An 11,714-nucleotide genomic window follows, 5' to 3' on the forward strand; every position below is an offset into this window, starting at 1 on the left:
CCGCGGGGCCGTGCGGCGTGCCGACACAGCCCCGCGCGCGTCTAGGTACCTGAGGCCTCAGCCAGGTCCAGGGCGTAGTCGGGCCACCACTCGCCCGCCTTCGGGCCGCCCTTGCACTCGCCGTCCGACTCCCCCGGGCGCTTGACCCAGACGTACGCGTCGACGAGCGGGTCGGCCGTTTCGGTGGTCGGGTTCTCTCCCAGAGCCCGGCCGGGCGGGTTGCACCAGCGCTTGTCCGGGTCGCCGCCGTCGTAGGGGCCGTTGCCGTTGCGGCTGGTGTCGATGACGAAGGGCTTGCCGCCCACCTTCGAGGAGAGTTCCTTGCCGTAGGCGATGGATTCCCCGGTGGGGTAGAAGTTGGAGACGTTGACCGCGAAGCCGTCGGCCTGGTCGATGCCGGCGCGCTTGAGCGGTTCGAAGATCTCGTCGGGCTTGCCCCAGCCGGCGTTGCCCGCGTCCAGGTAGACCCTCGTGCTCTTCAGCGACGTGAGCTTCTCGATGGCGTCACGGAGAAGGTCGTAGCGCTCCTCGTGGAACTCCTTGGGCGTGCAGTTGTCCACCATGTGCAGCACCGCGTCCGGCTCCAGGATGACCCTCGCGGGGCGGTCGCCGATGCCTTCGGCCACGCTGTCGAGGAACGACCGGTACGCGTCGCCGTCGGCGGCACCGCCTGACGAGAACTGGCCGCAGTCCCGGTGCGGGATGTTGTAGACGACCAGCAGCGCTTCCCGGTCCGCCTTCGCGGCCGCCTCCGTGTAGCCCCGGGCCTGTTCCTCGGGGTTCTCCGGGTTGATCCACTCGGCGGTCGGCTGCTCGGCGACCTTGCGGAGCTGCTGGGCCTCGGTCTTCTTGCCCGCCTTCTCGTACTCCTTCACCTGCCGCGCGGCGTTGCCGTCCGGGTTGACCCAGAACGGGTCCGTCTCCTTGGGCTGTTGGGCGATGCCGGTGTTGTCGTCCTGCTGCTCCTCGCCGTCGCCTCCGTCGCCCGAGGAACAGCCTGCGAGCAGCAGTGCCGCCCCCAGCACCGCCGCGGCAGCCCGCGTTCCAGCCCCCCTGCTGACGTACATCCAACTCCCCCTTGGGTGCACCGTTCCAAGTCTCAATCGTGACACATCAGTCGCGTCGCCCATGAGGACACCCGGGCCTTGTCCGGGAGCTGTTACAGCCCGATGGTCGCGAGTTCGCCCACCGGTACGGGACACACCAAGTACCCGCTCACCGCGTCGAACATCCGTCCGCCCGGGCGCACGGAGCACCACTCGTCGACGGCGGCGGTCGCAGGACCGGGCCAGGTGCCAAGGGCCTGCCCTCACAGTGCCGTGCCCGTGAGGTACGCCGAGACGATCACGTTCGCCGAGTAGCTGCGGCTCACCCGGTCGAAGGTGCCGCCGCAGGTGATCAGCCGCAGTTCGGAGCGCCCGGTCTTCCGGGGTCCGTAGGCCTGCTGGGCGTCGAAGCGGTCGCGGTTGACGACCTGGACGTCGTCGACGGTGAACTCGGCGATCCTGCCGTCGTCGCGGAACACCCGGACCGTCTCGCCGGGCTTCATCGCGCTGATCCGGTAGAAGACGGCGGGCCGGGTCTCGGTGTCGACGTGACCGACCATCAGGGCCGTCCCGGCCGCCCCGGGCTTCGCCCCGGCCGCGTACCAGCCGACCACACCCGCCTGGTCGAAGGGCGGCGGATCGATCGCCCCCTGCCCGTCCAGGCCGCGGGCCACGACCGGTGCCTGGATGCCGAGGCCGGGGATGTCGACGCGCTGCGGAAGCGCGTCCCCGAGCGGCCGGTGCGGGGGCGGCAGTCGCACGTCCGGGGGCCGGCCGACCGCCGCCATGTCGCCGGTGGCAGGAGCGGACACGCCATGCCGTACGTCGGTCACCTCTCGTCCCCACAGCCACAGCCCGAGCAGCAGGAGCGCCCAGACCACGCCGGTGAGCAGCCGGCCGGTGCCGCTGACGCGTTCTCGGTCGGACATCGCCGGTCAACCTGTCCTACGGCTCCGGCGGCTGCCGAGCAGCGCGACGGCCACTGCGGCGACCCCGGCGAGGATCAGTCCGGTCACTCCTTGCGCCGTACCGGGACCGGCCGCGCGGGCGTCGTCCACGGCGGAGAGGTGGGCGGTGCCTCCGCCGCCGGCGGGTACCGGGGCGACCGGGGAGGTGTGGGCGGACGGGGAGGCGTGGGCGGGAGGCGCGGCCTGGCCGGACGGCTGCGCCGAACCGGGCCTGACGATGATCTTGCCGTTCACCCGGGTGTCGGCACAGCTGATCCGCACGTCGTACGAGCCGGCCTTGATCGTGGTGCGGACGCGGGTCTCTCCGGCGAGCGTGCCGCCGGAGCCGGTGAGCCGGGCGTCCGTGACGAACGCCGCCGAGGCGGCGGTGGCCGACTTCACGGCACAGCCGCTCACCCGCAGCGCCACGTCGGCGCCAGGGGCGGGGGAGGACGGGGTCACCGTGACGCTGCCGCCGTCGGCCGCGTGCGCGGCCGGAGTGAGAACGGTGACAGCCAGGGCGGCGGAACAGAGAGTGAGGCGAAGTGAACCCATCGTGAACCTCCAGACATCTGGAGCCTCCCCCCGGGCCCCCCTCCCCGCATCCTCACTGGGGGCCCCGTTACTCCGTGCGGGTGGTGTTTTTGGTCCGGTTGGTTTCAGATCCGGTCGACGAGGTCCGCGATCGAGTCCACCACCTTGGACGGCCGGTACGGGAAGTTGTCGACCTGCTCGGGCTGGGTCAGGCCGGTGAGCACCAGGAACGTCTGCATCCCGGCCTCCATGCCGGCCAGGACGTCGGTGTCCATCCGGTCGCCGATCATGGCGCTGGTCTCGGAGTGGGCGCCGATGGCGTTGAGGCCGGTCCGCATCATCAGCGGGTTCGGCTTGCCCGCGAAGTAGGGCTTCCTGCCGGTCGCCTTGGTGATCAGCGCGGCGACGGCGCCGGTCGCGGGCAGCGGGCCCTCGGTCGAGGGGCCCGTCTCGTCGGGGTTCGTGGCGATGAACCGGGCGCCGGCCTCGATGAGCCGTACGGCCTTGGTCATGGCCTCGAAGGAGTAGGTCCGCGTCTCCCCGAGGACCACGTAGTCCGGCTCATGGTCGGTGAGGATGTAGCCGATGTCATGCAGCGCGGTGGTCAGTCCCGCCTCGCCGATCACGTACGCCGAGCCGCCCGGCCGCTGGTCGTCCAGGAACTGGGCGGTGGCCAGCGCGGAGGTCCAGATGGACTCGACCGGCACGTCCAGGCCCATGCGCCGCAGGCGGGCGTGCAGGTCACGCGGGGTGTAGATCGAGTTGTTGGTGAGGACCAGGAAGGGCCTGCCGGACTCGCGGAGCTTCTTGAGGAAGGCGTCGGCGCCGGGGATCGGAACGCCCTCGTGGATGAGTACACCGTCCATGTCGGTGAGCCACGACTCGATGGGCCTGCGGTCTGCCATGTGCGGGATCTCCTGCCGTACGCATGTTCGCGGTGCTGCGTGCGCACAGCCTAGACAGAGGCCGGATCTTGAGGGAATGGCCGGTTCACGGAGGTGGTGGAGGGAGAGGGTCAGCGGCGCTTGCGGGCGACCAGCAGGGAACCGACGACGATGAGCAGCATGGCTGTGGTCGCGAGCGCGGCGGTCCGGCCGAGTCCGCTGCGGGCGAGTTCGTCGGCGAAGGGGAGGCGGCCGGCGGCCGGTGTGGTGGCGTCGGCGCCCGGGCTCGGCGTCGGCCGCACGACGGTGGCCTCGGTGTGGATGCCGAACCGGTAGTCGTTCGACTGCCCGACCCAGTCGCCGTCGTCCTCCTTCCGCTGTACGACGGCCGCGCTGGCGGTGACCTCGTTCGGCCCGGCATCCGAGGTGACCGCCAACCGCACCTTCACGGTGAGGGTCTCGCCGGGGGCGACGGTGAACCCGGGGAAGCGGTCCCTCTCCTGTCCCACCTGGCCTTTCTCCTTTCGCTTCCCTTCTCCCTCCTCCGCGGCGAAGACTCCGATCAGTTCGTCGGAGTCGGTTCGCTCGAAGCGGACGGAGTGCGGGCGTGCGCGGTCACCCGCGTAGAACTCCAGGCGGGCGTGGCGGGGTCGAAGAGCACGGCGCTGGTCGACGAGGACGACGACCGGGTGGATGTTCCCGCAGGTACGGCGGGCGATGTTGGTGAGGTCGAGATACCAGACGCCGTATCCCCCACCGGCTTCGTAGGAGTCGGGCCCGCCGTGGATCCGGGTCCTGACCGGGAAGTCCCTCCCGTCGGGTCCGGCCTCACAGGAATCGGCGTACGCCGGGGCCGCGAGCGGGAGATGAACGGCGGCGGCCGTCGCGAGGCAGAGCAGAGCGGACGAAGACAGTCGCATGAACACATGACATGCCGGGTGTCGGTGGCCGACGGGCGACGCCATTCCGCCGTGGTCACCGTATGGGCGCGCGATACCGCCCGATTGGCGCCACCGCGGGCCGCGGCTGTGCGCGGGTGCCTGACCGATCGGTGCGCCGTACAGCAGCCCCGCCTACCCGTCCCCCCGCCCGAACAACGGCGCCAACAACAACTGCGCCGCTCCCTCCGCGACCGCCCGCACCCCGCCGGAGGCGACCCGTACGGGCACCCCCTCACGTCCCCCCTCCCGCTCGGCACGCGCGTCCAGAACGGCCGCGACCCCTTGCACGAAGGGCGACGGATCGGCGGCCACCGTGCGACCGCCCAGCAGCACCAGGTCGATGTCGAGCAGCCCCACCAGATTCGCGGCGCCCTCCCCCAGGACCCGCGCCGCCTCCGCCGGCTCCCCCCGGGCCATCGCATTGAGACACAGCACCTCCACGCACCCGCGGTTCCCGCACCCGCACACCGGCCCGTCCAGCTGAATGACCTGGTGGCCGAACTCCCCCGCCCCGGTCCGCGCCCCCCGGTGCACGTTCCCGCCGATCACCAGCCCCGCCCCGAGGCCCGTACCGAGATGCAGGTAGGCAAAGGAGCCGCCCTCGCCCCCGACCGCGAGTCCCAGCGCGGCGGCGTTCGTGTCCTTGTCGACGACGACCGGCAGACCCACCCGACGCGACAGGGCGGCCCGCAGCGGAAACCCGTCCCACTCGGGAAATCCGGTGACCCGGTGCAGCACTCCCCGGGTGTGGTCGAGGGGGCCGGGCAGCGCGACGCCGAGCCCCAGGAGGGAGCCGGCCGCGGCGAGCGGCCCGGGGGCGGTTGTGCCGAGCGCGTCGGCGACCATGGCCTCCGTCTCCCGTGCCACGGCCGTCAGCACCGCGTCCGCCCCCGCGCCCAGGTCCAGCGGGGCGCGCCGCTCCCCCACCACGGCCCCGGTGAGATCGACGAGCACGGTACGCAGCTCGTCCCGGTCCAGATGCACGCCGGCCGCGTGCCCGGCCTCCGGCACCAGTCGCAGTACCGTGCGCGGCTTGCCGCCCGTGGACGCCCGGCGCCCCGCCTCGGCAACCAGCCCGTCCTCCCGCAGCCGTGCCGTGATCTTGCTGACCGCCTGTGGGGTGAGCCCGGTGCGGTCGGCGAGTTCGAGCCGGCTGATGCCTTGGGCGCCCGCCGTGCGCAGCAGGTCGAGGACGAGCGCCGTGTTGTGGCTGCGCAGGGCGAACAGGTTCACACCGACCGCTGATCCCGCTGATCCCGTCACTCTCATCACTCCCCTCGAGCCACCCGCACCAGCCGTACCGCTGCCCGCACTCGCATCGCCGCTCTCCCTCCCGTCCACCTTCCCATTGTCCCCGGCGCTTGCACTTTGGCAACAGCGTTGCCAAAGTGGGAGCCATGACAGGCATGACAGCTACGACTGGAACAGCCGGTACGGCTGGCACCCCCCTTCGTGTGGGCCTCGTCGGCTACGGCCTCGCGGGCTCCGTCTTCCACGCCCCGCTGATCGCCGCCACCGAGGGCCTGCTCCTCGACACGGTGGTCACCTCGAACCCCGAGCGGCAGAAGCAGGCCCGCACCGAGTTCCCCGACGTGCGCACGGTCGCCGGCCCGGACGAGCTGTTCGACCGCGCCGACGATCTGGACCTGATCGTCATCGCGTCCCCGAACAAGACGCACGTCCCGCTCGCCACCGCCGCCCTGAAGGCCGGCCTGCCCGTGGTCGTGGACAAGCCCGTCGCCGGCACGGCCGCCGAGGCACGCGAGCTGGCCGCTCTCGCCGAGGAACGCGGCCTGCTCCTCTCCGTCTTCCAGAACCGCCGTTGGGACAACGACTTCCTGACGCTCCGAAAGCTTCTCGCCGACGGCGAACTGGGCGACGTATGGCGCTTTGAATCCCGCTTCGAACGCTGGCGGCCGCAACCGAAGGGCGGCTGGCGGGAGTCCGGCGACCCGGCAGAGATCGGAGGTCTGCTGTACGACCTCGGCAGTCATGTCGTCGACCAGGCGCTGGTCCTCTTCGGCCCGGCCGTCTCCGTGTACGCCGAGTCGGACATCCGCCGCCCGGGCGCGGAGACCGACGACGACACCTTCATCGCGATCACGCACGCGAACGGCGTCCGCTCCCACCTGTACGCCTCCGCGACGACCGCCCAACTCGGCCCTCGCTTCAGGGTGCTGGGTGCGAAGGCGGGCTATGTGAAGTACGGCCTCGATCCGCAGGAGGCGGCGCTGCGCGAGGGCGAGCGTCCCGGTGCGGGAGCCGACTGGGGCCTGGAACCCGAGTCGCTGTGGGGCCGTGTCGGTGCCGGCGAGTCCCCGCTGAGCGGCGGCGGTCGTCCCGAACCGACCCTGCCCGGCGACTACCCGGCCTACTATGCGGCCGTGGCCAGGGCCCTTACCGACGGCGGTCCCAACCCGGTGACCGCGCTGGAGGCGGCCGCCGCCCTCGACGTACTGGAGGCGGCGCGCCGTTCGGCCCGTGACGCGGTGGCGGTGAAGCTGTGACGCACAACCAGGAGATCGGCCCGAAGTTCCACCCGGAGCTCACCCCGCCGCTGGAGGAACTGGAGGCGCAGGAACGCCGCCTGGTCTTCCGGCAGTTCACGTTCGACGACGCGTGGGCCCTGGGCACCCTCCTCGTCGAGCTGGCCCGGGAATCGCAGGCGCCCGTCGCCATCGACATCCACCGCGCCGGCCAGCAGCTCTTCCACGCGGCCCTGCCCGGCTCCAGCCCCGACAACGACGCCTGGATCGCCCGCAAGCGCAGGGTCGTGGAGCGCTACGGCTCGGCCTCCTACCTGGTGGGCGCCCGCTTCCGCGCCAAGGGCAGCACGTTCGAGGAGTCCTCCCGCCTGGACCCGGACGAGTACGCGGCCCACGGCGGCTCCTTCCCGATCACAGTCGAGGGCGTCGGCGTAATCGGCGCGGTGACCGTGTCCGGGCTGCCGCAGCTCCAGGACCATCGGTTCGTCGTGGCGGCCCTGGAGCAGTACTTGGGCCTGGACCGCGACTGACGGAGACACCGGCTGCCGGACACCGACTGCTGGGAAGCCCGACTGACGGGAAGGCCGGCTGCCGGGAAGGCCGGCTGCCGGGAAGATCCCGCCGCGCCCTCCGGTTGGCACCTTTGTAGCGCCGTAGTGCCGTAGTGCCTAGTGCCCTGGTGCAGACCTGTGGCGCGCACCCGTAACACGCACCAACCGGAGGGACCCCGACCCATGAGTGACGCCTTGAAGGAAACCGTCGGACGGTACGGCATCTGGAGCGTCGGGATGCGCTCCGAGGACCCGTCCCGACGCGGCGAACTCACCGAGGCGGCCGCCGAGTTGGAGGAGCTGGGCTACGGCGCCCTGTGGCTGGGCGGCAGCAGCGCCGTCCGCAACGCCGTACCGCTCGTCGAGGCCACCTCGCGCATCACCGTCGGCACCAGCATCCAGAGCATCTGGCAGCACGAGGCCGACGACGCGGCGGCGGACCTGGCCGAGCTGGAGGCCACGCACCCCGGCCGCTTCGTCCTCGGCCTCGGTGTCGCCCACGCCAGGAACACGGAGCAGTACCGCCGCCCCTACTCGTCCCTGGTCAGCTACCTCGACGCCCTGGACAAGGCGGGTGTCCCCGCGGACCGCCGCGTCCTGGCGGCCCTAGGCCCGAAGAACCTCGAGCTGGCCCGCGAACGCTCCGCCGGCTCGATCCCCTACCTGGTGACCGCCGACCACACGGCGAAGGCCCGCGAGATCCTCGGTGACTCGCCGCTCCTGGCCCCCGAGTTGATGGTCGTCCTGGAGACGGACCCGACCCGCGCCCGGGCCCTGGCCCGCGAGGCCCTCGCCATGTACCTCGGCCTCCCGAACTACACCAACAACTTCCTCCGCGCCGGCTTCACCGAGGCCGACCTCGAGAACGGCGGCAGCGACCGTCTGATCGACGCGCTGTTCGCCTGGGGCGAGGACGACGCGGTCCGGGCGTCCATCGAGGCGTTCCACGAGGCGGGCGCGGACCACGTGGCGCTGCAGATCATCGACGGCAACTCGCGCGAGACCCTGCCGAAGGAGGCATGGCGCAGGCTGGCCTCCCTGCTGGCCTGAGTGGAGACACCTGAGGGGCGGGGGACTGTGAGTCCCCCGGGCCTGAGGGGTGCGGGACTGTGAGTCCCCCCCCCTCAGGCCCCCTGCCTCTCGGGCCTCTCGGGCCCCTCGGCCCCTCAAGCGTCCTTGAACTCCTGACGCTGCCGCCCGAGCCCCGAGATCTCCAGTTCCACCACGTCACCGGCCCGCAGGTACGGCTTGGGCTCGGGCGCGCCCATCGCGACCCCCGCCGGTGTGCCGGTGTTGATGACGTCACCCGGATACAGCGTCATGAACTGGCTGACGTACCGCACGACCTCCCCCACCGGGAAGATCTGCTCGGCCGTCGTCCCGTCCTGCTTCAGCTCCCCGTTGACCCACAGCCGCAGGGACAGCGTCTGCGGATCGGGCACCTCGTCGGCGGTCACCAGCCACGGCCCGAGCGGGTTGAACGTCTCGCAGTTCTTGCCCTTGTCCCAGGTCCCGCCCCGCTCGATCTGGAACTCCCGCTCGGACACGTCGTGCGCCACCGCGTACCCGGCGACATGCGCGAGCCCCTCCTCGGCGGACCCCAGATAGCGGGCCGTACGCCCGATGACGACGGCCAGCTCGACCTCCCAGTCCGTCTTCACCGACTGGCGGGGGATCAGCACCGTGTCCTGCGGCCCGACCACCGTGTCCGCGGCCTTGAAGAAGATCACCGGCTCGGGCGGCGGCTCGGCCCCCGTCTCACGGGCGTGGTCGTGGTAGTTCAGGCCGATGCACACGATCTTGCCGATACGCCCGACGGGCGGCCCGACCCGCAGCCCCGCCGGGTCCAGAGCGGGCAGCGAACCCTCGTCTGCGGCAGCGCGGATCCGGCCGAGGACCTCGTCGTCGGCGAGCAAGGGTCCGTCGATGTCCGGGACGACGCCGGACAGGTCCCGCAGCGTCCCCTCGGTGTCGAGCAGCGCGGGACGCTCGGCCCCCGCCGTACCGACTCGCAGCAACTTCATGATCACAATCTCCCTCGATCGCGGCGCTGTCGACCGACGGGCGCAGCCATCGGATGACTGGTCGATCCTCCAAGCTCGGCGTCCAGTCCGCAATACCCGGTTCACGGACTGGACCGCCGAGCCGGTCGTCACCTGTACAGCACGGCTCGCTCCACCGCGCTCCACGTCGTGCTGGTCACCACGTACAGGGCTGCGGCCAGCGGCACCACCGCCACGGTGAACAGCGTGAAGAAGGACATGAGAGGCATGGCCTTGGTCATCGCGCCCATCCCGGGCACTTGCTGGCCCTCCCCCACGGGCACCGCCGGAGCGGCGGCCATCATCGACTTCGTACGGCGGTAGTTGAACGCGGCGACCGCGGTGACGAGCGCGAACAGGCCGACGTACACGAGGCCCGCGCCCCCGAACATCCCGCCGTCGCCGAGAGCGTCCGTCCACCGCTCCCCGAGGGGCGCGGCGAACAGCTGGTGCGTGAGCAGCTCGTTCGTCCGGCCGCCGATCTCCGTGTTCGAGAACAGGTGGTAGAGCAGGAAGAACGCGGGCAGCTGGAACAGGCTGGGCAGGCAGCCGGACAGCGGCGACACCTTCTCCTCGGTGTGCAGTTCCAGTACGGCCTTCTGAAGCTTCTCGGGGTTCTTCGCGTGCCGCTTGCGCAGCTCGGCGATCTTCGGCTGAAGCGCGGTCCGCGCCTTCTGCCCGCGGGCCGCAGCCCGGGACAGGGGGTGCACGAGGAGGCGTACGAGTGCCGTGAACAGGACGATCGCGGCGGCGGCCGCGGTGGCGCCGAACAGCGGTTGGAGCAGGTCGGCCAGGTGCTGGACCAGGTCGGCGAAAACGGACATGGGTGAGCCCTCCGGGGGTCTCGTCGTGCCGGGAGTGGTGAGAGACGGCATGACGACCCGCGCGGAGACACGGACGTACGGAAGAGTGCTGGTGCGGCCGGTGCCCTACGCGACGGTCGTCGGGAGGGCGTGTCCGGGCGCTCGGGGGCGGGTGCGCCCCCTGGCGTCGGGATCTCGCTGGGGCAGGAACGCCGTACGGCGGACGCGGTCCCGGATGGCCGTGCGCACCCGGGTGGGCGGCACCGCGGGCGCGGCGCGCGAGAGGAGCAGCGAGCAGACAGCGAGCGCGGAGCCGGCCGCGGCGGTCGCGGCGAGCGCGACGGCGGCGGAGAGACTGCCGACGTCGAGCAGCGCGACGTCGAGGAGCACGATCAGCAGTACGACGGCGGGGCGCGGGTTGGTCCAACCGCGGATCACAGGCGGCCCCTCCCCTCGTACGTCGGTCGGCGCGTCGTGCTCGTACGCCTGTGTGTCCTGCCTCGGTCCTACCTGTATACCTGATCAGCCTCGCATACCTGATCGGTTTCGATGGGCCGCGAGAGTCGCCTCGGCCACCCTGCGATTCACTGTGCCTGGCGCGGCCGCATGGAGACGAGCTTGGCCCACACCACCAGGCGGTACCTGGACGTGTACTCCGGAGTGCAGGTGGTGAGGGTGAGGTAGTACCCGGGGTCGGTGTAGCCGCGGCGTGGATGGACGGTGGAACGCGGGATCCGGTGGATCACGGTCGCGTCGCGGGCCGAGGTCTGCGGCAGGGTCTTGTCGACGGCGTACGTGTAGACCGCGCCCTTGGTCTCGACCTCGACGATGTCCTTCGACCGCAGCCGGTTGAGGTACCGGAAGGGCTCGCCGTGGGTGTTGCGGTGCCCGGCGAGGGCGAAGTTCCCGGCCTGGCCCGGCTGTTGGGTGCTGGGGTAGTGGCCGACGTAGCCCTTGTTGAGGACGTTCTGCTTGCTGACGCCTTCGGCGACGGGGACGCGGAGGTGGAGGCGCGGGATGCTGAGGATGGCGTAGGCCTGGGAGCGGCGGGGCGCCGAGGAGAGGTCGCCGATGGCCGGCGTCTCCGGCTGACGGGCGGCCCGCTCCTCGGGAGCGGCGGACGGGACGGACGTACCGGAATCGCCGCCGTCGGTGCCGCTCCCGTCGCCGCTCCCGCCGCCGCTCTTCTCACCGCTCCCCTCTCCTTTGTCGCCGTCGTCCCACGTCCGCTCCAGCGCCTCCACCTTCCGCTCGGCGCCCTCCCGGGCCTCCCGGTTGGTCCACCACAGTTGGTGCACGACGAGAAGCAGCACCAGGACCCCGACGGTGACGAGGACTTCGCCGCCGCTCCACAGCGCTCGTCGGCGCAGGGCGCGTCGTCGCCGTATGCCGTGGTGCACGACGTGAAGCCGCATGCGTACGCCTCCTCGACCGGGGTCGCGCCGTCCGCCGCCCGCACGATAAGGGCGGGGCCTCCAAG

The 11,714-nt window shown here is 71.6% G+C and carries 13 protein-coding genes; 3 read left to right on the forward strand and 10 right to left on the reverse strand.

Going from position 1 to position 11,714, the window contains the following annotated elements; genetic code table 11:
• Nucleotides 1-41: 41 nt before the first annotated feature.
• The 6 genes from OHA64_RS18430 to OHA64_RS18455 all read right to left on the reverse strand — a co-directional run bounded on the left by OHA64_RS18430 (nt 42) and on the right by OHA64_RS18455 (nt 5,621).
• A complete protein-coding gene (locus OHA64_RS18430; RefSeq protein ID WP_405614316.1) occupies nt 42-1,067 on the reverse strand; it encodes a glycoside hydrolase family 6 protein in 1,026 nt (341 codons plus the stop codon).
• A 242-nt stretch (nt 1,068-1,309) separates the two neighbouring features.
• The gene (locus tag OHA64_RS18435) at nt 1,310-1,975 is read right to left on the reverse strand and encodes a class F sortase (protein ID WP_405614318.1); all 666 of its coding nucleotides are present in this window, start codon (nt 1,973-1,975) and stop codon (nt 1,310-1,312) included.
• Between the two features lie 6 nt (nt 1,976-1,981).
• The gene (locus OHA64_RS18440; protein ID WP_405614319.1) at nt 1,982-2,548 is read right to left on the reverse strand and encodes a hypothetical protein; all 567 of its coding nucleotides are present in this window, start codon (nt 2,546-2,548) and stop codon (nt 1,982-1,984) included.
• A gap of 104 nt (nt 2,549-2,652) precedes the next feature.
• Nucleotides 2,653-3,432, reverse strand: a complete 780-nt coding sequence (locus tag OHA64_RS18445) for an HAD-IIA family hydrolase (protein ID WP_405614321.1) — start codon at nt 3,430-3,432, stop codon at nt 2,653-2,655.
• A gap of 110 nt (nt 3,433-3,542) precedes the next feature.
• The gene (locus OHA64_RS18450; protein WP_405614323.1) at nt 3,543-4,331 is read right to left on the reverse strand and encodes a hypothetical protein; all 789 of its coding nucleotides are present in this window, start codon (nt 4,329-4,331) and stop codon (nt 3,543-3,545) included.
• Nucleotides 4,332-4,484: 153 nt separating this feature from the next.
• Nucleotides 4,485-5,621 carry an ROK family protein gene (locus OHA64_RS18455; RefSeq protein ID WP_405614325.1) on the reverse strand — a complete coding sequence of 379 codons (1,137 nt, stop codon included), beginning with the start codon at nt 5,619-5,621 and terminating at the stop codon, nt 4,485-4,487.
• A gap of 137 nt (nt 5,622-5,758) precedes the next feature.
• On the opposite strand from OHA64_RS18455, the gene OHA64_RS18460 reads away from it, so the two are divergent.
• The 3 genes from OHA64_RS18460 (at nt 5,759) to OHA64_RS18470 (ending at nt 8,439) form a co-directional block, all read left to right on the forward strand.
• Nucleotides 5,759-6,859 (forward strand): Gfo/Idh/MocA family oxidoreductase, encoded by a 1,101-nt coding sequence (locus OHA64_RS18460; RefSeq protein ID WP_405614327.1) that lies wholly within the window; start codon nt 5,759-5,761, stop codon nt 6,857-6,859.
• The gene (locus OHA64_RS18465) at nt 6,856-7,368 is read left to right on the forward strand and encodes a heme-degrading domain-containing protein (protein ID WP_405614329.1); all 513 of its coding nucleotides are present in this window, start codon (nt 6,856-6,858) and stop codon (nt 7,366-7,368) included. The genes OHA64_RS18460 and OHA64_RS18465 overlap by 4 nt, the downstream gene beginning before the upstream one ends.
• A gap of 204 nt (nt 7,369-7,572) precedes the next feature.
• Complete coding sequence (locus OHA64_RS18470; protein ID WP_405614331.1) at nt 7,573-8,439, forward strand: LLM class F420-dependent oxidoreductase; 867 nt, start codon at nt 7,573-7,575, stop codon at nt 8,437-8,439.
• Nucleotides 8,440-8,555: 116 nt separating this feature from the next.
• On the opposite strand, the gene OHA64_RS18475 is transcribed toward OHA64_RS18470, so the two are convergent.
• From OHA64_RS18475 to OHA64_RS18490, 4 genes are all read right to left on the reverse strand, one after another.
• Nucleotides 8,556-9,413 carry a fumarylacetoacetate hydrolase family protein gene (locus OHA64_RS18475; RefSeq protein WP_405614333.1) on the reverse strand — a complete coding sequence of 286 codons (858 nt, stop codon included), beginning with the start codon at nt 9,411-9,413 and terminating at the stop codon, nt 8,556-8,558.
• A 128-nt stretch (nt 9,414-9,541) separates the two neighbouring features.
• Entirely contained in the window at nt 9,542-10,255 is a 714-nt protein-coding gene (locus tag OHA64_RS18480; RefSeq protein ID WP_405614335.1) for a YidC/Oxa1 family membrane protein insertase, read from the reverse strand.
• Between the two features lie 105 nt (nt 10,256-10,360).
• Nucleotides 10,361-10,672 carry a DUF6412 domain-containing protein gene (locus OHA64_RS18485; protein WP_405614337.1) on the reverse strand — a complete coding sequence of 104 codons (312 nt, stop codon included), beginning with the start codon at nt 10,670-10,672 and terminating at the stop codon, nt 10,361-10,363.
• Nucleotides 10,673-10,818: 146 nt separating this feature from the next.
• The gene (locus OHA64_RS18490) at nt 10,819-11,649 is read right to left on the reverse strand and encodes a class E sortase (RefSeq protein ID WP_405614339.1); all 831 of its coding nucleotides are present in this window, start codon (nt 11,647-11,649) and stop codon (nt 10,819-10,821) included.
• Between the last annotated feature and the right edge of the window lie 65 nt (nt 11,650-11,714).

The sequence above is a fragment of the Streptomyces sp. NBC_00076 genome (assembly GCF_045041235.1).
Taxonomy (GTDB): domain Bacteria; phylum Actinomycetota; class Actinomycetes; order Streptomycetales; family Streptomycetaceae; genus Streptomyces.

What these genes read in the sequence shown, in the direction of transcription:
- OHA64_RS18440 (WP_405614319.1), bottom strand. Translation starts at nt 2,548, where the DNA reads ATGGGTTCACTTCGCCTCACTCTCTGTTCCGCCGCCCTGGCTGTCACC.
- OHA64_RS18470 (WP_405614331.1), top strand. Translation starts at nt 7,573, where the DNA reads ATGAGTGACGCCTTGAAGGAAACCGTCGGACGGTACGGCATCTGGAGC.
- OHA64_RS18480 (WP_405614335.1), bottom strand. Translation starts at nt 10,255, where the DNA reads ATGTCCGTTTTCGCCGACCTGGTCCAGCACCTGGCCGACCTGCTCCAA.
- OHA64_RS18435 (WP_405614318.1), bottom strand. Translation starts at nt 1,975, where the DNA reads ATGTCCGACCGAGAACGCGTCAGCGGCACCGGCCGGCTGCTCACCGGC.
- OHA64_RS18455 (WP_405614325.1), bottom strand. Translation starts at nt 5,621, where the DNA reads ATGAGAGTGACGGGATCAGCGGGATCAGCGGTCGGTGTGAACCTGTTC.
- OHA64_RS18450 (WP_405614323.1), bottom strand. Translation starts at nt 4,331, where the DNA reads ATGCGACTGTCTTCGTCCGCTCTGCTCTGCCTCGCGACGGCCGCCGCC.
- OHA64_RS18460 (WP_405614327.1), top strand. Translation starts at nt 5,759, where the DNA reads ATGACAGCTACGACTGGAACAGCCGGTACGGCTGGCACCCCCCTTCGT.
- OHA64_RS18445 (WP_405614321.1), bottom strand. Translation starts at nt 3,432, where the DNA reads ATGGCAGACCGCAGGCCCATCGAGTCGTGGCTCACCGACATGGACGGT.
- OHA64_RS18490 (WP_405614339.1), bottom strand. Translation starts at nt 11,649, where the DNA reads ATGCGGCTTCACGTCGTGCACCACGGCATACGGCGACGACGCGCCCTG.
- OHA64_RS18475 (WP_405614333.1), bottom strand. Translation starts at nt 9,413, where the DNA reads ATGAAGTTGCTGCGAGTCGGTACGGCGGGGGCCGAGCGTCCCGCGCTG.
- OHA64_RS18430 (WP_405614316.1), bottom strand. Translation starts at nt 1,067, where the DNA reads ATGTACGTCAGCAGGGGGGCTGGAACGCGGGCTGCCGCGGCGGTGCTG.